The following is a 21,653-nucleotide window of genomic DNA, read 5'->3' as shown; positions in this document are numbered from 1 at the left end:
GATGCAAAACCAAGAAGTGAGGGATTTTCTTAACCGCTATCCTAAGGTTCAAACCATCGAATTACTGTTGCCTGATCAAAACGGCATTCTTCGAGGTAAACGAATCGAAATTGATCTGCTTGATAAAGTGTACCAAACGGGGTGTTGCCTACCTGCCTCGGTGATGAGTTTAAACAGCCGAGGAGCATCAACTGAAGAAGCGGGTTTGGGTCTTGCACAAGGCGATCGAGATTATGTTTGTAAACCCATTGAGGGCACTTTAGCGATTGTTCCGTGGGTCGAAGATCTCAGCCGTGCGCAAGTGCTCTGTACCATGTTGGAGGATGATGGCTCGCCGATGGATGTTGTACCGCGCAATATCCTCGTTAAAACGAATGAACGTTTTAGCACACTGGGATACAAAGTGGGTATTGCCTTGGAACTTGAGTTCTATTTATTGGATACCGAGAGAACAGAAAATGGCGGGCTGCAGCCACCTAAATCTCCCGCTAGCGGTCATCGAATGAGTTCAACGCAAGTCTATGCAATGCAAGACTTGGCGGATCATAACGACTTTATTGAAGAGGTAATTAGTGCTGCACATATGCAGAATATTCCTGCTGATACGGTCATCGCTGAATATGCACCCGGCCAGTTTGAAGTAAATCTAAACTATGGCGACGATGTCGTGGCTGCTGCAGATCAGGCGCTTCTTTTAAAACGCGTGATTACTTCCATTGCTAAAAAGCGTGGTATGCAAGCCACATTTATGGCGAAGCCGTACCTCGAAGAGGCAGGTAATGGCTTGCATATGCACTTAAGTTTGATGGACGAGTCGGGAACAAATGTGTTCGCGAGTGAACCCCCAACGGATAATCCTTTACTACAATACGCAGTTGCGGGCTTATTAGATATGGCAGATTCATGCCAAGCCTTGTGGAGCCCTAATGTGAATAGCTTTAAGCGTTTAGCTTCTCGCTCCTTTGCGCCTACAAGTAAAACGTGGGGTTACGACAATCGTTCCGTTGCTATGCGTATTCCTTCTGGAAGCCTGTCTTCGACTCGAATCGAGCATCGTATGGCTGGTGCGGATGCAAACCCTTATCTTGCAACGAGTGCGTTGTTAGCGGGTGTGTTTCATGGAATTACCGAAAAGATGACTGCTCCTGAGCCTGTCACAGGTGATGCCTATAAGCAGGACCATCCTTGCGTTGCTGATAACCAAAGAGACTCTTTGAGATTGATGGAATCAGACCCACGCATTAGCGATTGGTTTGGTGCTGAGTTTATTCGCGTGTTTAGCGCAGTGAAATGGGATGATGTAAACATTTTTGAGCAGCAAATTAGTGCCTTAGAGCACGAATTATTACTCCCGTATATCTAAGGTTTCCTTACTTTGATAAAAACGCTCTCCAGCATAATGTGCTCGAGAGCGTTTTTGTTTGTCTTACGCGTTACTCTCTAGAGTAGGCAATACGTTTTATAGGTATTGAGTGTGTAATTTGAGAGCGTGCTTTGAGATTAAGTCACACGAGATTTAGTGCGCAAGATAGAGAAGAACTAGCGGTCGCTAAATAGTTAGACTAAAGCTAGGGCTTAAATGCCTAGCTTATCGCGAAGACCATAATAAAACGCACCGATCGCAGTGTAAGGTACACGGAAGATGCGCCCACCAGGGAAGGGAAGGTGTTTCAAGCTAGCAAAGGTATCAAAGCGCGTCGCATCGCCCTTCAGCGCTTCCGCAATGACCTTGCCTGCTAAATGCGTGGTTGTAACGCCATGACCACTGTAGCCTTGCGCATAGTAGATTGAATCATTGAGTCGGCCGAACTGTGGCAAACGACTCATCGTTAACAAGAAGTCGCCCCCCCATGCATAATCAAATTTGATGCCTTTGAGTTGCGGGAAAGTACGCTCAAGATGTCGACGAAGAAAATGTTCGATTGAATTTGGATCGCCGCCGCCATAGGTGACTCCACCCCCAAACAGTAATCGATTGTCTCCAGTGATACGGTAGTAATCGAGTTTGTAGTTGCAGTCTTCGACACAGTATCCGTTGGGAATGAGAGTGCTTGCGACGGACTCTTCGAGAACTTCGGTCGTGATGATTTGCGTGCCACAAGGCATCGTTTTCGCTGACAACTCCGGTACCAAACCATGCATGTAGGCATTGCCTGCAACAAGAAGATAATCAGCTGTCACACTTCCTTCAGCGGTATGTATTTTAGGGCGACGTGTTCGTTCTATTTTTAATGCGGCAGAGTCTTCATACACAACGCCACCGAGTTGTTCGAACGCCGCTACTTCACCCAGTAACAAATTAAGTGGATGCATATGACCGCCTTTGTGATCTAAGAGGGCGCCTTCATAAACATCAGTATTTATTTCTTTCTGCACTGCATTGCTATCTAACAATTCAAGCTCGGTATGGCCGTAGCGTTCCCATAGCTTTTTCTGTTCTGTTAGCTCGTGCATCTGCTTTGCGTTAAGCGCAGCAAATATGCCACCGGGTTTTAGGTCACAGTCGATATTATATTTTTTGACGCGCTCGCGAATAATGTCGGCACCTTCAAATGCCATAGCGCCAAAGCTATGCCCAGTTGTCTTGCCATAGTTGCGTTCAATGACATCGATATCTCGACTGTAACTATTTACAAGTTGGCCGCCATTGCGACCACTTGCTCCAAACCCAAGGCGTGCGGCTTCAAGTACGACGACCTTGAAGCCTGCTTCGGCGAGGTGTAATGCGCTAGATATGCCAGTGTAGCCACCACCGATAATGCACACGTCTGTATCAATGTTGTCCTTCAGTGCGGGCCTATCATTGCGATCATGACGGGTTGCTGCATAATAGGATTCAGTGTGCTCGGTACGCATATTGGATTACGCCTCGTAGATTACATAGATTTTTTTGCAGTATTTGGGCACCTCCCAGGTACCTGAAAATCCTGCAGGAATGGTAAAAGTGTCGCCAGCTTTAACTGTCTTGCTTTGCCCTGATTCGTCGTGAATGATCGACTCGCCCTCTAGTATGTAGCAGAACTCGTCTTCATCGTAACTAACAGTCCAAGCACCGGCCTGTGCGTCCCAAACGCCGGCATGGAATTTCTCATCGCGAGACGAGAATGCATTCCATACATTTTGATGTGGCGTGCCTTTCACAATTTTTTCCGCATCAGGTAGATAGCTATCTACCTGAATATCGGAAACATCAAGGGACTTTATATCATTGATAGACATAAAAGCCTCTTACTTCATGGTTGGCATATTGAACTCTGCCGCTAAACCGTCTCCTGGCCAACGGATGGTAACGGCTTTGCGCTTGGTATAAAAACGCACGCCTTCTTCGCCGTGAACATGATTCGATCCAAACAATGAACGTTTCCAACCGCCAAATGCGTGGAATGCCATTGGTACAGGGATTGGAACATTCACACCTACCATGCCGACTTGAATGTCATGCGCGAACTTACGTGCGATGCTTCCAGAGCGCGTGTAGATAGATGTGCCGTTGCCGTACTCATGATCATTAATCATTTTGGCTGCGGTCGCATAGTCTGGTACGCGTACGACACATAGTACTGGACCAAAAATTTCTTCTTGGTAGATACGCATGTCGGTAGAAACATTGTCGAATAAACAGCCGTTCATGAAGTAACCATCTTCGTGACCTTCTACTGTATGCTCGCGACCATCAACAACTAGCGTTGCGCCTTCTTCCACACCAAGATCTACATAGCCTTTTACTTTTGCTAAGTGCTCTTTAGTAACCAGAGGCCCCATATCTAATCCATGGTTTACGCCATTACCTACTTTAAGTTGACGTGTTTTCTCAGCAAGTTTCTCAACTAGTGCATCACCAATATCACCAACCGCAACGGCAACAGAAATAGCCATACAACGCTCGCCAGCAGAACCGTATGCAGCGCCCATTAGCGCATTCACAGCGCCATCTAGGTCTGCATCAGGCATAACAATTAGGTGGTTCTTTGCACCGCCCAGTGCTTGAATGCGCTTACAGTGTTTTGAAGCGGTAGAGTAGATATATTCAGCAATTGGCGTAGAGCCAACAAAGCTTACTGCTTCAATGTCTGTGTGAGTGAGTAAGACGTCAACGGACTCTTTGTCACCGTTTACGATATTGAACACGCCATCAGGGAGACCCGCTTCTTTTAACCACTCAGCAACTAAAAATGTTGCGCTTGGATCTTTTTCTGAAGGCTTCAAGATAAAGGTGTTACCCGTAGCAATGGCGATTGGCCACATCCACATAGGTACCATCGCAGGGAAGTTAAAAGGCGTAATGCCCGCCACAACGCCAAGAGGCTGGCTCGTTGAATAAGCATCAATGTCGCGACCTACTTGCTCAGTGAAGTCACCTTTTAATAATTGTGGGATACCGCAAGCGAATTCGACAACTTCTAAACCGCGGGTGATTTCTCCGCAAGCGTCTTCGTATACTTTGCCATGCTCTTTTGTGATTGCCGCAGCTAACTCGTCTCTACGCGCTTCAAGAATAGTTTTAAACTTGAAAAGAATTCGAGAGCGATTCAGTGGCGTTACCGCAGACCAAGAAGTAAATGCTTCTTTTGCTACTGCAATCGCGTTTTCAGTTTCTGCAACGCTTGCGAGTGATACTTCTGCAGTTTGTTGGCCTGTAGCAGGATTATAAACAGGCGCTGTACGTGCGCTCGCTGCTGTGAATTCGCCATTAATAAAGTGTGTTAGTTGATCCATAATTCACCTAGTTTTTTAAGCTTTCAATTGCATCGCCTAACGCAGCGACTAATTGGTCAATTTGTTCGTGATTAATAGTAAGTGGTGGAGATAGTGCAATCGTATCGCCTGTGCATCGCACTAGGGTATTTCCTTTCCAGAAACAGTGCGTAAAGACTTCGTAGCCCTTACTTCCAGGTTTATCTCCGCTATGAAGTTCAATGCCTGCAACTAGGCCGAGGTTACGAATGTCTTTGACTTCGTCATAGCGGCGTAGGCTGTGTACGGCCGTCTGCCAATATTCTTCGAGCTCTAAAGCGCGATCAAATAAACCTTCTTGCTCATAAATATCTAGCGTTGCAAGTCCGGCCGCTGCAGCAACAGGATGTCCTGAATACGTATAACCATGGAATAGCTCGATGACTTCTTCAGGCCCATGCATAAATGCATCATGAATGTGATTACCAGCAAATACTGCACCCATTGGTAGCGCGCCATTTGTGAGGCCTTTTGCCGTCGTCATTAGATCTGGTGTAATGCCGAATCGGGTCGACGCGAATGGTGTTCCGATACGACCGAAACCACTAATTACTTCATCGAAAATAAGAAGAATATCGTGTTTCAAGGTAATTGCGCGTAGCTTTTCTAGGTAGCCTTGTGGCGGAACGTAAACGCCAGCAGAACCGACTAAAGGCTCGACAATAACTGCAGCGATATTCTCTGCTCCATGAAGAAGAACCATGTCTTCAAGCGCATCAGCTAAATAGGCGCCTTCTGGTGGCTGGCCTTTTGCAAAAGCCTGTTCTGGTAAATATGCATGAGGTAGATGGTCAACGCCGGTAAGCAAGCTACCAAAAGCACGTCGATTGTTACCTAAGCCGCCAACTGAAATACCGCCAAAGCCGACACCGTGATATCCGCGTTCACGGCCAATTAAACGTGTTTTTGAAGGATTGCCTTTTGCGCGATGATAAGCCAAAGCGATCTTTAATGCCGTATCGACAGACTCTGAACCTGAGTTGGTAAAAAACACATGATCCATATTCTCTGGCGAGTGCTTCACCAAGCGATCAGCAAGTTGATGTGGTAGTGGATGACTCATTTGGAAGGTCGGCGCAAAATCTAGATTTCGAATTTGCTGACTAACTGCTTGCGAAATTTGTTCGCGACCGTGCCCTGCGTTAGTACACCATAAGCCGGCGGTACCGTCTAAAATTGTACGACCATCATCAGAGGTGTAGTGCATTCCTTCTGCTGAGACGAGCATGCGTGGTTGTTTTTTGAATTGTCGATTAGCCGTGAAGGGCATCCAAAATGCATCGTTATTACCAAAGTCAGAGTTCGACATTTACAAAGCCTCTGTGTGTTATATTGAACGTCTATGAGTCGAGTTTATGTAAAATAAATAAAACATCAAGAGCATATTTGTATTAAATGAAATTTATTTACAATAATGGGGTAAAAGCCAATATTAGTGCGGGTGTGAGTGGGCATTAAATTAGATTTGGTGTTCAATATATTGAAAGAATAATTGAAAAAACGCGCAAAACTAGTATTGTGCGTATGTAAAGTATACGGCAACACTTTCAGAATTTTATCGGAGTGCAAACATGACAACGGATCAGAACTTACATTATTGGCAGTCATTCGCAGAGACTGTATCGATTGAGGGGCGTGCGTTTATTGACGGGCGTTATCAAGATGCAGAAAGCGGAGAAGTCTTTGATTGTATTAGTCCTATTGATGGACGTGTTTTATGTCAGGTTGCTAGTTCCGGAGAAAGTGAAGCAAATCGTGCAGTCGCTGCAGCAAGAGCTTCTTATGTATCGGGTGTTTGGGCAGATAAATCGCCTGCCGAGCGTAAAGAGATCCTTTTTAGATTTGCGGATTTGATCGAAGCAAATCAAGAAGAGCTGGCTTTGCTAGAAACCTTAGATATGGGTAAGCCGATTAGTGATTCGCTTGGTGTAGATGTTAATGGAACCCTACGTGCCTTGCGCTGGACAGCCGAAGCCATCGATAAAGTATACGACGAGCTAGCCACCACTTCTCACGATCAGCTTGGAATGGTGACGCGTAATCCTGTGGGTGTTGTGGCGGCGATTGTTCCGTGGAACTTTCCTATGTTGATGGCAATGTGGAAATTAGCGCCAGCGCTTGCGATGGGAAACTCGGTTGTACTGAAACCTTCAGAAAAATCGCCACTGACAGCGATCAAACTGGCAAGCTTGGCGCAACAAGCAGGTATTCCTGATGGTGTATTAAATATTTTACCAGGATTTGGCCATTCTGTTGGTGCGGCATTAGCCAAGCATGATGATGTGAATACGCTCGTATTTACGGGTTCAACAGGTGTTGCGAAGCGTCTGATGATTATGGCGGGCGAGACCAATATGAAGCGTGTTTGGGCGGAAGCTGGTGGCAAGTCAGCAAACATTGTTTTTGCCGATGCGCCAGATCTAGATGAAGCTGTTGAAGCTGCTGCTTCAGCGATTTGCTTTAACCAAGGCGAGGTTTGTACTGCTGGTTCCCGTTTACTTGTTCAAGATAATATTGCTGATGAGTTCATCGAAAAATTACAGACAGCCTTCCAAGCGTGGAAACCAGGAAACCCATTAAATCCAGCAACAACCATTGGTGCAATGGTTGATGATATTCAGATGAAGCAAGTTCTTGGCTATGTTGAAAAAGGTAGTGCTGAAGGGGCAACCTTGCGTTGCGGTGGCGAGCAGTTGGACATCGAACCGAATGGATATTACGTGCAGCCAGCTATTTTTGAGAACGTAACGAACGATATGGCGATCGCGCGTGAAGAAATTTTTGGCCCAGTACTATCTGTCATTCGTTTTAAAGACGAAGAAGAAGCGTTGGCGATTGCTAATGATTCTATCTACGGATTAGCTGCAGGTTTATGGACTTCTGATTTGAGCCGTGCGCATCGGGTCGCGCGTAAGCTAGAGGCTGGTTCGGTTTGGGTGAATCAATACGATGGTGGTGATATGACGGCACCATTTGGTGGATTTAAGCAGAGTGGTAATGGACGAGATAAGTCCTTGCATGCGCTTGATAAGTACACTGAATTAAAAGCAACTTGGATGAAGATCTAGGTGGCAAAAGAGCTTGGTCAGCGGCCAAGCTCTCTTATTGGTATTAGCTGAGCCAATCCTTCAATCGGTGATATAGCATACCGATCGCTAATAAGGGTGATCGGAAGCGTCTTCCTCCTGGGAATTGAATATGACTGATCTTCTCAAACCATGCGATACGGTTTGATTCCCCACTAATTGCTTCTGCAATCACTTTGCCGGCCATGTGTGTCACGTTGACGCCATGACCTGAATACGCTTGCGCAAAGTATACGTTCTCTTTTAAACGACCAACCTGAGGGAATCTGTTTGCGCCAATCCCGATCATTCCACCCCAAGCATAATCAATCGCGACGTCTTTTAAGAAAGGAAATACTTTGTCCATGTTAGGGCGCAAAGCTGCAACAATGTCTTTAGGATCTCTTCCCGAGTACGTGCACAGACCGCCAAATAATAGGCGCTTGTCTGCACTTAAACGGTAATAGTCTAGGTCTATGCGTTGATCGCAAACAGCCATGTCTTGCGGAAGAATTTTATTACATAGTTCTTCGGATAGAGGCTCCGTTGCAATCACGTAACTTCCTGCGGGAAGTACCTGACCTTCGAGCTGTTTATTGAGTCCCGCGACATGTGCGTTGCCGCATATTACGAGCTTATCTGCGATCACTTCGCCAGCTTCGGTTGTAATTCGGTTACGCTTGCCGTACTCAATATTGGTAACCTTAGACTGTTCAAATATTTGAACTCCTAGCTCGTGTGCGGCATTCGCTTCACCACACACCAAATTTAAAGGATGAAGGTGTCCGCTGCCCATATCAATGAGTCCACCGATATAAGTCGTTGAGCCAACCACTTCATGCATTTCGTCTTTTTCTAACAGGCGTGTTTCATGTGGATAACCAATTTTATCTAGCCACGCTTTGTGCTCTTTAAAGTCTTCTACATGTCGAGGTTTATGCGCCAAATCGCAATAGCCCATCTTTAAATCGCAATCAATGTTGTACTTTTTAACGCGCTCTCTGACGATATTAACGGACTCAAATCCCATGTCTTCAATGGCCTTTACACCCTCTTCTCCTAGGGCTTTCGCAAAAGGCTCAATACCATGAACAACACCTTGGATGAGTTGTCCACCATTGCGTCCTGAAGCTCCCCATCCGATGCGATATGCTTCGAGCAATACAACTTTGAACCCTCTTTCAGCAAGTTCAAGAGCGGTATTTACACCGCTAAATCCACCGCCAATGACGCATACCTGTGTGTCGAGGCTTTTCGTTAGTGATGGGTAACGCATCGGGTATTTCGACGTCGCCGCATAGTAGGAGTTTGGGTATTCGTTGGAGTGCGTTCTAGGATTTAGCATGTTTGATATTCACAACAAATTAGTTTGATATAATTGACGAATGTATAGCATTTTTTACACGCTGCAAAGTAAAAGATCTATTATTTCATCCTTATGGTGGGTAAGATGTAGCCAAAATGTAGTTGAAGACTAATTGAATCATAAATTAATAGGTGGTTTTACGTGGATGTAGGAAAGCGCTTGTCTGAAGTACGTAAAAAGTCGGGAATTTCGCAACGAGAACTAGCTAAGCGTGCTGGTGTTACGAATTCTACAATCTCGATGATCGAAAAGAACAGCGTCAGCCCCAGTGTGAGCTCTTTGAAGAAAGTACTCTCTGGATTACCTATGTCTCTAATGGAGTTCTTCGATTCTGAGGACTCTTCGCGTGTTGATACGCCAGTTGTGTATAGCGCTGACGAATTCTTAGATACCTCAAGCCCTGGTTTAGATTGGAAGCTTATTGGTAAGGCTTTCCCTAATCGGCAAATGTCTTTTATGGTCGAAAAGTTAAGCCCCGGTGCAGATACCGGTGAAGACATGTATATGCATGAAGGTGAAGAGGCTGGGTATGTCTTAAGTGGCAAAATGGAGCTGACGGTTGATGGTGAGGTCTACATTGTTGAGGCCGGTCAAGGTTATTACTTTGATTCACGCAAAGAACACCGTTTCAGAAACCCTTTCGATAGTGATTGTGAGCTAGTATCTTGCACCACTCCTGCAGATTTTTAGTTTATCTCTAGAATTCAAATCTTATTAGGGAGGCTTCTCTAAAAGCCTACAAGCCTCCCAATGTCCCAGGCCTTTCTCACAGTCGCATTAGTTAAACTCAATCGGCGGCAATTTATTTAAGCCAGTTTCTTCTTTAGATTGATTGATAGCAGGTTTTGTTTGTCGAGACAGCTGAGTTGGAGTTTCTAATTCTTTCGACTCAAATGGTTTGCTTTTCTTGGCATTCTCAGCAGCGCGTCGACGTTTGAGCTTGTTTAAAAACTCCTCAACCAAAGGGGCTTTATTTTCGAGCTCTGGCACTTCTAGAATTGCTTTGACCAATAACTCATATGCATCGATTAGCCTAATAAAGTGGGGTGAACTTTTATGCAGGTCTTTGAGCAGTTTTACAGTGAGTTTGAAATTGCCTTTATCAAAATTGCTCCTCGCTAATTCAAATCTCAAATTAGGGTCTGTTGGCAAATAGTGTTTACAAGCCAATGATGCACGTTTGAAGCTAATCGCGAGCTTATCGTTTTGACCCGATTGGGTTAAGTGCTTGAGGTAGCGGTCGAATACTAGTGAAGCTTGATTTGGTGTCTTTGGTACGCGGGCCAAACTTAACTGGAAGCAGGATTCGTTCAGTTCTTTGTCGCCCGGATGGCTTTTTAAAGCTTGTTCATAGAGCCGGGCTACCTTAGTTAGCTCGCCTTTTTTGGTTAGAAGTTTGATATGAGCTAGGCACTTCTCTTTATCTGAGCGAATGCTTTTGGGCTCATTGGTGAGCGATTCAGCCGTGTAACCTAGCTTTCCTTGGTACTGAAAAATCATGTATCCCATTAAGTGGAACATGACCACAGAATAAAAGTTGGAAATCGCGGATTGAAGAGCCATTGAGACAAACGAGCCCTCGTAGCCAATAATTTGGCTAAGCAGATCAACAGAACCAAGCATGACCATCATCAATGCTAAGATAAGGCCATAAGGCATTCCAATACTGCTAATCAGCGCAATTATTTTTAGAGGGTTCAATGCTTCTGCGAGACTCTCCGTCATCGCATAGAGAATGATCATCGCCGGTATTGAAACGATGACAAAGAATCCAAGAAACGAAGCGAATCCTGATCCTAATAAAGTACCTGCTGTTGCGACAGCCACTAATAGCAATACAAGAACGAAGAGTATTTTGAATACTAAAAGCACACCGCCTTCATAAGCCGATGTGACATTGGGTGCTTGCATATTGCCCATGGCTGTTTCGGAAAGACAGTTAAAGCAATACTTAAACATCACACCAGAAGTTAATAGGTATAAACCTATCATCAGTGGCACAAACAAAAAGCTTGCCGCTGCCATGGCCATCGAAACAACAACGATAAACGAAAGGCTTTGCTTGCTCAGAGGATACCGGAAACTTTGATCAATTCGCCGCCAGAAGGGTACGACATCAGATTGAACGCCAAGGCTTTCAGTTTCTCGCTCACAGATCATGCATGTGGGATTTTTGTTTGTTTTGCTTTCATTTAAACAGGTAGGACAAAAATCCTGATCGCAATGAGTGCAGTGATGGCTAGCAGGGCTAAGAGGGTGATAATGGCAGTAGGACATTATTGACTCCCTCCCAGGCCTATTGTTGTTTCAGCAATATTTGCATAGTGCTGGGATTTTTCTGATTGCTTGCACTTTCCAAAAACAATCGACAGCTTTCGGGCCAGAACATCGAGGTTGAGTTGACTATTTTGTTGAGTGTTGAGCTTCTCGAAAATATCTTCAGCAAGGCTTATATGCTCGTTAGTACAAAGTTTTAATGCCAGCTTGTATTGCTGCTCTTCATTCAGCTGGCTCATGAGGTCTGGTGTGTTCTCGCAGATATTGGCTAACTGGCTTAGATCTCGCTCGTCTCGTATTTTTATATCCATTAAGGTCGCGAAAAATAGAGCATGACCTTTCAATCCCGTTTCTTGAGATAACTTAAAAGCCAGCATGTTGAGCTCAAAGCTTGCCCCGTAATCCTTGTTGTACTGTTTGATACTTTCTACAGCTCTCGTAAATGAGAAGCGGTCTATCTGTTCGTAAATCTTGGCTCTAGCTTCGCGTTCTGGATCGATTTCTTGGTTTTGTTCCACGTACTCTGTATTCACAAGTTGAGGTCGGAAGAAGTAGATCAAACCAAGCAATGCTCCACCCCCAGCAAAGCCACCCGCGTGCGCCATAAAGGCGACATTCGAATGCGGGTTGAGAAAGTAGTCGCTTATCTCTTTGCCGATATACAAGGGAAGGATGAGCAAGGCTGGTGCTCGAAAATATCCAGCAAATACAAAAATCCAATAAAAGAACTCAATTTTGCGCAACCTGAATACACCCAGATACATGGCCATGACACCAGATATTGAGCCTGACGCTCCAACTAGAGAGGTGTCGCTTGAGAGATCCATTACCGCATACAACAGGCCTCCAGCAATTCCTGAAAGCAAATAGAGCAGCAAAAACATCCAACCACCAATGGCTGCTTCAACAGCGAATCCGCAAAAAACGAGGAAGAACATATTGCCAAGTAAATGCATGAAATCGCCATGCAGAAATTGATAGCTAATCGTTTTGAACCAGCTGAGTTCTGATGGAATAAGCCCGTAAGCCAGATAGCTTTGTGAATTGAAGGCTTCGTTGACTTGAGCTCTTAGTTGGAGCCAGTTTTGCCAATTATCAGATACATCATAGGGGTCAAATACTAGGAAGTTGCCATTGCTTTGAATAAATGGATAAAAGTCTTTATCTGAAATGATGCTGTATATGATGTCGGTGTCATAACCGTCGTTATATTCTTCTTTAAAGGCTTCCAGCAAATCAGTTTCATTACTTTGCTCTAAATACTTTTGATACCCCTGCCATTCTTTTTCTAACAGATTGAACTTGGCGTATTGTTCATAGGCATATTCAAATTTGGCTGAGTCGCCAGACTGGTAGAGAAAGAAAATGCCAACGTTTAGCAAAACGATCGTGAAGAGCATGACCGGAGAGTATCTCCAATCAAAACGTTTTTCTGTAGGTAGAATGACCATCCGTATCCTTAGTTAAAAATGTCCCTTTATAAAAGCTTAGCAAGAGCTCATGAGCTTTCTAATTTTATTGGAATTTTTGAAAAATAAGGGGGGGATAGTGGCGTCTAGGTGAGAGGGTTAGTGTCTTGGTTTAGACATGAGGAGACGTTGGCGCAAACAGGTTCTTTATGCCCACTTCAAGAGTAAAGTGGAACTAAATCTGTATCATTTTGGACTTCTTATTTTCCTTTAGTCATTTGAAAATAACGGACCAAATGGGATATTGAAAACTGGGTTGAACTGTATCTTTATAGACGTTAAGAAGATTTATAAAGCTGACGACAATGGCTAATGAGTTTGATGAGCCGAAATACATTACACCTCCTCCGAATCAGGATAGAGCTTTCCATCGGCATCATCTGTAACACAAAGAGTGTTTTATTTTGGTATCAAGATAGTGGTTCAGGACTCGCTGTTTCAACGCCGAAGTAAAACCATTCACCACCCACACTGGTGTGTAATTTTGGTAATATGATGACGCCTCGTTCGGGGGCGACAAGCTCCTCACCATCGGCGTAAGTTGCCAACACATCATTTTTTTCCACGGTATCGTAATGCTTCCAGGGCTGAGTGGTGTCGCCTTCTTTTTCTTTATAAAAAACTGACTTCATTTGTACGAATCGTTGTTGATCCGTTGGCTTTACTCTATCTTGCTCGACGCCTCTAGGATCCATCATCCCCAGATGTGTGAGTGCATTAATAATGGTGTAGTAAGCAATATCCGCGGCATCGTCGTTAAGATGGTTGCCACACTCGATGGTTGTCGCAACACAGCCTACCGATCTAGCGTATTCAACGGTGCCCATGTTATCTCTTGGATCTTCTTCAACCTTACCGAAGGCCTCTGCCCAGCCATAAACAAAGTCATTGATACCCAGCGAACGGCAATATTCAATCTCCTGAGTATTCGTGGAGCCTAAGAATCCAAAGGGCCCACCTTGGGAAGCATAAGAATGAATGTCGAGCAATACATCAGCTTGATCGAGAAGACCGCAAAGCACGGGATCGATGAAGTCTTCATAGTCTTTAGGCGACTCTTTTATGTACATCGCGCGGTTGAGGTTACGTTCATAGAAGCGGGTACCTTGTTCGTATGCTTTGGGATTACAAATCGGGACGCACGTCAATGTGCCTTTGGTTAAAGAGAGCCCATTGTTGAGTTCATCAATTAGCTTGCGAATAGCAGTGGTACCGCAGGTTTCATTGCCATGCACAGCTCCTAAAACAATCAAATGTGGACCAGGGTTGAGCGTCTCGAATCTTGAAATAGAAATCATAAAAAATTAGTTCTGTTGTAAGGTGTTATTCATCATCTGCACATTAATGGTCTAGGGATAATATCGGGTCCCCGTTGTCGATCTGGCCAATGCGAATATCATTTACTCACCATAAACGTCGACGTATGCAATATTGTAGCTCTACCAGCGCATTCCAACAGCAGCCGTTAGCAACTCGCTATCTTAGTGTCAGTTGAATCCTGGGAGAGGAAATAAAAACTGAAAAAGCCTTAACGATGTCCTTCCGGCCTTCAGGAACAGTAGTTCTCAGCCTTCAGCCCCTGACCTGACCAGACATGGGATAAAGCACGGAGTTACAAACAAGTTCGGGATGTCAGTCGGTCCACGTTAGGTGTCTCTTGCGCATGAGTGACAGGCCATGAGCCTGGTCATAATAGGCGGCTTCATTAACAAAAGCGACATAGACCGGTTCGTGATACTCAAACAAGACTGTTTCTCCGGTGTCCAAAATAAAAATTGGCTCGCCCGGGGATAATTGACAATAATCCTGATCCTGTAATTGCGGGTGTATCATGCCGATGATTTCACCACTTTCATCCCGCGGCAAATGCAGTTTCTCAGTAAACTGGAAGACGTCGGCTTCTCGGATAGAGGGTAGGCTCAGTTGTCCACTTAATTGTAAATCGATAAAGTCTAAGGCATGGCTCAATGCTTGGCGTGTGTGTTCAAAAGCATCCCACCGAAGCAAGCCTTGCGCTACAGGACCAACTTCAATGAGAAAACCATGCTTGGCTATCGAACAAAGAAAAGAATTTGTAGTAGGGGCGTTATCTTCATAAAATATTACAGCGCCTGGTAGTTGTTTTTGCACATAAAGGGCCATATCCAAAGCAAGCGGATCGTTCTGCTGAACTATAAGCGTAATCCCCATATTTGCTGTAGTGGTATGTAGGTCAATAATCCAGTCAGTCTGAGTGTTAGGGCCTTTGGGGCCAAATTGTTCATTTATTTCTTTTGCTCGGGATTGTTCTCGATTCTCCGGTATATTACTGAGCAACTCTTCACTAAAACATCGATTCAAATCCTGATCGAGGTATCGTCGGTTATTTGCCATCGCTAATTGGTTGGCCAATAAGGTTTTCGCTACAAAATGATTGCGCTCTAACTCTGTCGAACTTGCCTGTAAACGACGAATTAACTGAACGCCAGTACGCTCATTGCCGTGGGTACCGCCTACGATCAAAACTTGGATCATATATTTAATGCTAAAGAAGCTTGATTAGATTAAGAGAGAAGAAACAATATTATAATTTGACAGTTCAAATATTAAATAATGCCCGTAATTTTGTATAGGGCGCCGAGTAAGATCCTCAAGCATGGCCGTCTCAAACGATTAACGGACGAAATGGCTGGTTCAAGAGGACTGCAGCTGTCTCGAATGGAATGACGGCGGCTTCCGCTACTAGACACAAGCTTACTTTGGGAATAAGCAGCTGTCGTTGATAGGTTTAGCTCGCAACTACAAATTTTCTGACGTTAACTTAGGGATGTTCAGAGATACCTCGACAACAAAATATTGGGGCTCATATGCGCTTCCAAAGTTGATACGAAGTGGATAAAAATACCAGACATTGAATGACTGAGTTTGATCTGACATCGAATTTGCGTTGCCATAGTACTGCATGATTAACCTAATGAATCATAATAAGAAAGCAGCGGGCGAAAGTTAGCTATACCCTCATCATTCTAAATGCACCACGAAGTATCAAGATATCTAGCTTGTCCCATATTTTTACTCGGACCACCCTGTCACTCAAACTATAAAAATTTATGCTTTGTTTCTGTTATGGCCAATAATATAAAACTCAACAACCAACTCCTACCAACTAAACAAGGTCAAAAGGACTTTCGATATGGAAACCTATACGGTCTTTGAGCAATTTCTCCACTTGCTCTCAAACCAACCTGTCCTGACTCTATTCCTAATTATCGGGATTGGATATCTACTTGGCGATATCAGAATAGGGTCGTTTTCTCTCGGGCCTGTTGCAGGAGTGCTATTTGCAGGGCTTTTCCTAGGGCATTTTGGTTTTGAAATGTCACCCGGAGCCCAATCTGTGGGTTTTGCCTTATTCATTTTTTCAGTGGGATATCAAGCGGGACCAAGTTTTTTTGATGTACTCAGAACAGATGGTTTGAAGTATTTTCTTCTGGCTCTTGTGATCGCCACGACTGGTTTTGGCATCGCGATTACGGCGTCTTATATACTTGATATGTCACCTGGCACATCAGCCGGTTTGCTCTCTGGTGGTCTTACCAGTTCGCCTACACTTGCCGCCGCGCAAGAGGCGCTTAGGTCAGGCCAAGTCCTGCCACCTGAGGGGATTACAGTCGATGAGATGATCGGTAATGTTGCTACTGGTTATGCAATTACATACATCTTTGGCTTGGCTGGTCTCATTGCGATTATCAAAATGCTTCCACAACTCCTCGGGATAAATCTCGCAGCCGAGGCAAAGCGTATGGAGGAAGCCAGACAAGGTAGTGATGACTATAATATTGGTAATATCTCTGCTCGAGTTTACCGACTAACAAATGAATCTCTTACCAAAGTCCCTGTTGCGGATTTGGCTGAAAAATACTGGGACAAACGATCCGTTGTTAGAGTGCGCCGAAACGGTGAGGTCTTGGCCAGCAACCCCAACATCAGGTTACAGCTAGACGACGAAATTCTAATTCTTGGCACCGCGGAATATTTCACAGAAATTCTTGCTGATGTGGGCCAAGAAATTACTCCGGAAAAGAATACTGATGCTTTAATCGATACCGCTCAAATCGTAGTCATCAATCCTGCTATCACAGGCAAAAAACTATCAGATATCAAGTTACCCCAGCAATACGGCGTGCTGCTTAAAAAGCTTACTCGCACGCGCGTAGAAATCCCATGTGATCCCGATATTGAATTAAAAAAAGGCGACATTCTTACCGTAACTGGTTTGGGTGAATACATTGACCTGCTGGGTAAGGACCTTGGGCACGTTGAACGTGCAATGATGGAAACAGATATGGTGACCTTTTCGTTCGGGATCGCTATCGGCGTATTGATTGGCTTGTTTGCCGTTAACATTGGTAACCTCTCGATTGGACTTGGTTCCGCAGGAGGCCTACTGGCATCCGGTTTAGCAATTGGTTATCTGAGGAGTGTGAAACCTACTTTTGGACGTATGCCTGACGCAGCTAGATGGTTTTTGATGGAGTTCGGTTTATTACTATTTATGGCGGGAGTTGGACTGCGAGCCGGCGCCGACATTATCGAGACGCTTGCAGCCGCAGGCCCAACATTAATTTTAGCCGGCATCGTGGTAACAACCGTCCCCATTGCTGCTGGTTACTCATTTGGACGCTTGGTATTAAAGATCCACCCTGTTTATTTACTGGGGGGAATCACCGGTTCCATGACCAGTGGTGCATCATTGAGCGTCGTTACAAAGGCAGCAAACAGCAGCTTGCCCTCGCTTGGTTATACTGGAGCCTATGCTTTTGCAAATGTTTTACTAACAGTTGCTGGCAGTATCATACTTTATTTTTAGTTAACGAGACTTCCAAAAACGTTTCTGCAACCACCAGAAGGGAAACTCAATGCGAGTTATCCCTAAGACTTATTTTTATCCACTTTCAACAATAAGGCCGGCAAAAAGAGGAAGTTACAAATTAAGGCGATCGTGATGGTAATCTCCACCACCAGACTCACATAATGCAACTTGCAATGCTCTCCCGCACTTTTTCCTAAACTTTCAGCGAGTTCAGAATCACAGAAAAAAGGTCACAGGTCTATTTCTACAGGTCTCGTAGCGAACTTTCTTTCAAAGGTCCGCGAACCTCTTAATGCGTGCTTCAAGAGGAAAGGAGGTTTTAGGCTTGTATGCTTGCAAGACTGCTTCTCCTAGGGAGCAGGCTAAGTACAAGGCCGCTTGCTTGCGGGCACTTAATCTAAGCCTTATTCGGCGCACTCTGCAGGCTCTAAAAGCTCACCACGCAATACGTTGATGCTCTTGGGCGCTGAACTAACCTTGCATTGTTTGCCTTGAAAGGCGTGCAAGAGTATTTCGATTTGCTCGCCGTGCATTGAATAAAGTGAACACGATGATAGAAGTACAGTCAGAGTGAGAAACGTTCTCTTAAAAAGTGCGCTACGCCATCTTGATGGTGATGGCCTATAACTTCGTTGGCCAACTTTTTAATGACAGTTTTGGCGTTCTCGGGTGCATAACACTCATCTGCTAAATTAAACATTGTCTCATCGTTGTAACTGTCACCAAAACATATGACGTTGCTGGCACCTAGTTGCTCTTTTAAGGACTTCACGGCACTACCTTTGTTGGCTAATCGATGATGGACATCCATCCAACTATAATGATCGCCCTCTATAGCCGTGCCAGAGTAAGCAACTATTGAGTCAAACTCGTTAAAATACTGCCAAAGCACCTGTATCAGATTGGTATCTCCGATCATGCTGATATTGGTAACTCGGCAATGTGTTTCAAACTCAGAAAGCGGCCTGAGTTTGAGATTGCTCTTCGCGTAGTAATTATCCACGAGGTCTTTTTCAATTTGTCGTTGAAGAGTGGGATAAAAAATAGTGTGTTGATAAAGACTATCTATGGTGTTGATAAATGGAGCTACCCCTTTCGAAAGTGAAAAGTCAACAATAGTGTCAATGTCATTTTGACTGAGTAGATTATCCAAAGTTAGAGATTGGTGTTTCGGATCCCAGAGGGCTACGCCATTGCAGTAAATATGCGGCAGGTCGAAGTCATAGACATGAATAATTTGTTGGGCTGATGACATTGTTCTCCCCGTCGCCAAGGTGTGCGCAATACCTTTTTCCTTAAGCATCTGAAGAGTATCGAGAGTGAATGCAGATATTTCCGAAGATTTATTCAGTAAGGTGCCATCTAAGTCAAAAAATACTAAGTCCATTAAAGCTAGCCAAGTTCGTAAATTATAGTTACGCAGACCATCTCATTTTTGTTCACTTAGTGCAGTAATTCCCCATGATGAGCGGTTGGCTAGCGATGGGGTCATAAAATAAGGATTTCTGATATCAACATGCTGCTCGAATATAAGTAGTTTGTATTTAAAAAAGTGTACGTATTCCGTCGTGGAAACTCGTGGATTCTAGACATTAGCGGCTGTTAGAGAGCGCCGTTTCGATGGCTAACGAAAAGACTGCTTCTGCTCGCAAGCGTACATCGGATTATACTTTACCTATCATTTAATCCGATCTTTGCCTCATAGATCGATCAGGGCCACCCTTTTCGCGTATTTCACTTATTGGTCCTCACCGGATTGAGCTACTCATACAACTAGAATAGATCTTTCACCCTGTCTTATTGGTTCTGAGTAACAACAAATAGTTAGAGCATTGCTACGCGATTAGTCGGTATCGCCTTCGACACCTTCGTGCGACAAGTTACCGGAAAGCTCGGATTGAATTTCATCAAGGCTCTCTTTCTCGACGGCGATGATCTCGCCGCTAATAGCATTTACCTCAATTTCATAAGCTTGATCTTTCGTTCGGATGAATACGTCCCACTGAGTGTCAGGCTCGTCAAACCGAATGCCTATAACTTCTATATCGAGCGCACCAAGTGCATTTTCGATTGCTTGTTCTTCACTAATGTGAGTTGACTCTTCTACAGCATAAGTTAAAGCTCCTAAAACGCTAGCGGCAACAAAAACGATACTGCCTAAAATTTTATTCTGCATCGATAGCTCCTGACCTGTTATAAGTTATTGATTAAAATTAGAACTGTCCAATCCCCGAACTTTTACCTACCCCGACTAAGGGAGCCTTGATCTCAGCTTAGCTTCCATTACCAATCTGATCACTAAATTAAAACCTACTAAACCGAATGTGAATGAAATGTGCACGAGCGCTCTAAGTCTGATCAGCAACGAACGTATTTGTTCACTCTTTGTTCATATTTAGAAAGTTACTATGATTCCATTGTTCAATCAATGAGGCTTAAAAATGAAATGTTTTTTACCCTCTACAGTACTATTTTGCTGTTCATCAGTGGTGGTACTAAACCTTGCCAATGCCAACGAAGTTGACTTACGGTCAACTCCATTTAGTAATTATCTGCAAGAAAGCTTTGATGATTATTTAAAAGAATGAACAGCGTTTCAAATAGTGATTTGCCATAAGGGAATCTTGGTGATTGTCCTGCTTCAACCACTTTAATGATGTGCATAGACAGAACGGTTAAGCCGATATTCATCGCTGAATAAACGGCATCAAATAGGATCATGCCAGAGCCGCTGACGATGCCTAATACCAATCCAAAAACGGCAAAGAATGTTGATGCAAATACTGAGAGTAAGAGAAGTCTTTGTTCGCTCATGATGAAAAGTACTCGCTCAAAAACTCTGGAATGATGTGCGTTTTAAAATGCTCATAATATGCTGATTCGAATTGTGCTTGATTCCAGGTCCTGCCGAATGTGATCTCTGAAGAGCCAGCTTCATAGCATTCTACGTCAATGATGCTGTTGCTATTCTTGCAGATAGCGGTGACAGATTTACGAGCATAGATACCTTGATCAACGCACTCGTAAGCGTCTAATAAATTTAAGGTTTCTGGGTCAACGTTGTATAAAATTTTTCCGGTTACGGAAGCGTTTTTATCGGGTACGATAATTGGAGAAGACCCAAAACCTTCTTTTAATAAAATGCAGCGGCGATAACCATGTAATGTAGCTGGCGTCATTTGCCATTCCTTCTTGGTTAACTGCGCGAGAAGTTCGGGATACATTAATGTGCCGTATGCAAAAATATTCATGGTCTTCAATGCTTAAGGGTTGTAGTAACAATGTTTTCAATAGATGCCATAAATCACGCTGATTGGTCTCGTATCATGGATATTCAGCACAAAGCGTATGCGGACGACTATCCTGAATCAGTAGACGTGCTCAAAGCGAAATGGCTGCTTGCACCTGAGACGTGTTTAGCTATTCGCAATGACGAGGACTTGCTCGGATATTGTTTAGCGCACCCCTGGCCGATTAATGACACGCCTAAATTACATGTTGAGCTTAATGCTCTGCCGGAAACTGATGATCTATTCATACATGATCTGGCTTTGCACCCTGATGCAAGAGGTCAGGGGGCAGCCAAAGAACTCGTCTTAAGTGTGCTAAATATTGCACGCTTGAATCATTATAAGCAAGTGCATTTGGTGGCCGTACAAGGCTCAGAACAGTTTTGGTGCTCTTTTGAGTTTGAGATTTTGGCGGAGAGCCAGATTAGTGCAGGCTACGAAGATGAGGCCCTGCATATGTCCGTGCACCTTAAGTGAACGAGCTAGAAGGTTGATGCATTTTCGTGGTGCGTAAATGTGGCTTTGTGTGTATTGTTTAAGGTGTGCGATTTATCAAACGTGAACTCTGACCGGTTTAATGTTTGTGAACTGATTAGTATT

General features: G+C 44.2%; 18 protein-coding genes. 5 read left to right on the top strand and 13 right to left on the bottom strand.

Annotation, left to right across the window (positions count from 1 at the left end; all coding sequences use genetic code 11):
* The first annotated feature begins 1 nt into the window (after position 1).
* Positions 2-1,363: a glutamine synthetase family protein gene (locus A3739_RS22690; protein WP_068475937.1), complete on the top strand. Its 1,362-nt coding sequence runs from the start codon at positions 2-4 to the stop codon at positions 1,361-1,363.
* 212 nt (positions 1,364-1,575) lie between these two features.
* Here the strand turns inward: A3739_RS22690 and A3739_RS22685 are convergent, their stop codons facing one another.
* Genes A3739_RS22685 through A3739_RS22670 form a run of 4 tightly spaced genes read right to left on the bottom strand, consistent with a single transcriptional unit; the run spans position 1,576 to position 6,043 of the window.
* Complete coding sequence (locus A3739_RS22685; protein ID WP_068475936.1) at positions 1,576-2,856, bottom strand: FAD-binding oxidoreductase; 1,281 nt, start codon at positions 2,854-2,856, stop codon at positions 1,576-1,578.
* A 6-nt stretch (positions 2,857-2,862) separates the two neighbouring features.
* Entirely contained in the window at positions 2,863-3,219 is a 357-nt protein-coding gene (locus A3739_RS22680; protein ID WP_068475935.1) for a cupin domain-containing protein, read from the bottom strand.
* A gap of 9 nt (positions 3,220-3,228) precedes the next feature.
* Positions 3,229-4,716 (bottom strand): CoA-acylating methylmalonate-semialdehyde dehydrogenase, encoded by a 1,488-nt coding sequence (locus A3739_RS22675; RefSeq protein ID WP_068502919.1) that lies wholly within the window; start codon positions 4,714-4,716, stop codon positions 3,229-3,231.
* A gap of 7 nt (positions 4,717-4,723) precedes the next feature.
* Positions 4,724-6,043 (bottom strand): aspartate aminotransferase family protein, encoded by a 1,320-nt coding sequence (locus A3739_RS22670; RefSeq protein ID WP_068502915.1) that lies wholly within the window; start codon positions 6,041-6,043, stop codon positions 4,724-4,726.
* A 262-nt stretch (positions 6,044-6,305) separates the two neighbouring features.
* Here A3739_RS22670 and A3739_RS22665 point away from each other — a divergent pair, with 262 nt between their 5' ends.
* Complete coding sequence (locus A3739_RS22665) at positions 6,306-7,802, top strand: aldehyde dehydrogenase (RefSeq protein ID WP_068502913.1); 1,497 nt, start codon at positions 6,306-6,308, stop codon at positions 7,800-7,802.
* A gap of 43 nt (positions 7,803-7,845) precedes the next feature.
* On the opposite strand, the gene A3739_RS22660 is transcribed toward A3739_RS22665, so the two are convergent.
* Positions 7,846-9,144, bottom strand: a complete 1,299-nt coding sequence (locus A3739_RS22660; RefSeq protein ID WP_068502910.1) for an FAD-binding oxidoreductase — start codon at positions 9,142-9,144, stop codon at positions 7,846-7,848.
* Positions 9,145-9,306: 162 nt separating this feature from the next.
* Here A3739_RS22660 and A3739_RS22655 point away from each other — a divergent pair, with 162 nt between their 5' ends.
* Positions 9,307-9,855 (top strand): cupin domain-containing protein, encoded by a 549-nt coding sequence (locus A3739_RS22655; RefSeq protein WP_068502905.1) that lies wholly within the window; start codon positions 9,307-9,309, stop codon positions 9,853-9,855.
* Between the two features lie 87 nt (positions 9,856-9,942).
* On the opposite strand, the gene A3739_RS22650 is transcribed toward A3739_RS22655, so the two are convergent.
* From A3739_RS22650 to A3739_RS22635, 4 genes are all read right to left on the bottom strand, one after another.
* Positions 9,943-11,442, bottom strand: coding sequence for a hypothetical protein (locus A3739_RS22650; RefSeq protein ID WP_156502774.1), 1,500 nt, complete (start codon positions 11,440-11,442; stop codon positions 9,943-9,945).
* Positions 11,442-12,893, bottom strand: coding sequence for a rhomboid family intramembrane serine protease (locus tag A3739_RS22645; protein ID WP_068502898.1), 1,452 nt, complete (start codon positions 12,891-12,893; stop codon positions 11,442-11,444). Before A3739_RS22645 ends, A3739_RS22650 begins: the two co-directional genes overlap by 1 nt.
* A gap of 428 nt (positions 12,894-13,321) precedes the next feature.
* Entirely contained in the window at positions 13,322-14,209 is an 888-nt protein-coding gene (locus A3739_RS22640) for a succinylglutamate desuccinylase/aspartoacylase family protein (RefSeq protein ID WP_068502896.1), read from the bottom strand.
* A 334-nt stretch (positions 14,210-14,543) separates the two neighbouring features.
* Entirely contained in the window at positions 14,544-15,425 is an 882-nt protein-coding gene (locus A3739_RS22635) for an aspartoacylase (RefSeq protein ID WP_068502893.1), read from the bottom strand.
* A gap of 658 nt (positions 15,426-16,083) precedes the next feature.
* Between A3739_RS22635 and A3739_RS22630 the strand changes: the two genes are divergently transcribed.
* Entirely contained in the window at positions 16,084-17,760 is a 1,677-nt protein-coding gene (locus tag A3739_RS22630; protein WP_068502889.1) for an aspartate:alanine exchanger family transporter, read from the top strand.
* A 568-nt stretch (positions 17,761-18,328) separates the two neighbouring features.
* On the opposite strand, the gene A3739_RS22625 is transcribed toward A3739_RS22630, so the two are convergent.
* The 4 genes from A3739_RS22625 to A3739_RS22610 all read right to left on the bottom strand — a co-directional run bounded on the left by A3739_RS22625 (position 18,329) and on the right by A3739_RS22610 (position 21,014).
* Entirely contained in the window at positions 18,329-19,150 is an 822-nt protein-coding gene (locus A3739_RS22625) for an HAD family hydrolase (protein WP_068502885.1), read from the bottom strand.
* Between the two features lie 456 nt (positions 19,151-19,606).
* On the bottom strand, positions 19,607-19,939 hold the full coding sequence (locus A3739_RS22620) for a PepSY domain-containing protein (RefSeq protein ID WP_068478913.1): 333 nt from the start codon (positions 19,937-19,939) through the stop codon (positions 19,607-19,609).
* A 365-nt stretch (positions 19,940-20,304) separates the two neighbouring features.
* Positions 20,305-20,577 carry a cation transporter gene (locus A3739_RS22615; protein WP_068502880.1) on the bottom strand — a complete coding sequence of 91 codons (273 nt, stop codon included), beginning with the start codon at positions 20,575-20,577 and terminating at the stop codon, positions 20,305-20,307.
* Entirely contained in the window at positions 20,574-21,014 is a 441-nt protein-coding gene (locus A3739_RS22610) for a gamma-glutamylcyclotransferase family protein (protein ID WP_068478918.1), read from the bottom strand. The genes A3739_RS22615 and A3739_RS22610 overlap by 4 nt, the downstream gene beginning before the upstream one ends.
* Before the next feature lie 30 nt (positions 21,015-21,044).
* On the opposite strand from A3739_RS22610, the gene A3739_RS22605 reads away from it, so the two are divergent.
* A complete protein-coding gene (locus A3739_RS22605; protein WP_068502877.1) occupies positions 21,045-21,530 on the top strand; it encodes a GNAT family N-acetyltransferase in 486 nt (161 codons plus the stop codon).
* Positions 21,531-21,653: the final 123 nt, after the last annotated feature.

This window comes from Oleiphilus sp. HI0067 (genome assembly GCF_001635735.1).
The sequence above is the reverse complement of the archived record's forward strand: the minus strand, read 5'-3'. Positions and strand labels throughout refer to the sequence as shown.